This window comes from Streptococcus sp. SCPM-O-B-15277 (M60) (assembly GCF_058200335.1).
Map to the genome: position 1 here is coordinate 1 of NZ_JBYQGR010000014.1, position 410 is coordinate 410.

Consider the following 410-nt stretch of genomic DNA (forward strand, 5'->3'; position numbering starts at 1 on the left):
GTACCATTCTTATCTACACGTTTAACAGTCACGCCTGTTCCTGTTCCTGTGAATGATTTTTCTGGTACAAATGTAACAGTTCCGTCTGGAGCTACTGTGTATGTTCCTTCACCTGGGATAGTCTTAGTTGTTGAACCATCTTCAAATGTTGCTGGAACATCGTCATCCATTGGTACACTTGGATCACCTTCTGTAAACTTAGGTTTTCCTGTTTGTGTCTTACCTTGGATATCTGTTGAAGTTGCTGGTTCTGCTGTTGGAACTACTGGAGTAATCTTAGGTGTGTAAGTTGTTTCTACTGCAGTACCGTTAGCATCTTTAGCTTGAACCTTAACTGGAACAACATCACCTGAGTATGACTTGTCAGTCGGAGTGAAGGTTACAACACCTGTTTCCTTATCAACTGTGAA

At 41.5% G+C, this 410-nt stretch carries 1 protein-coding gene; it reads right to left on the reverse strand.

Annotation, left to right across the window (positions count from 1 at the left end; translation table 11 throughout):
- Positions 1-410: hypothetical protein (locus tag AC3E9F_RS08450; RefSeq protein ID WP_490673007.1), on the reverse strand; the 410-nt coding region annotated here is incomplete at both ends.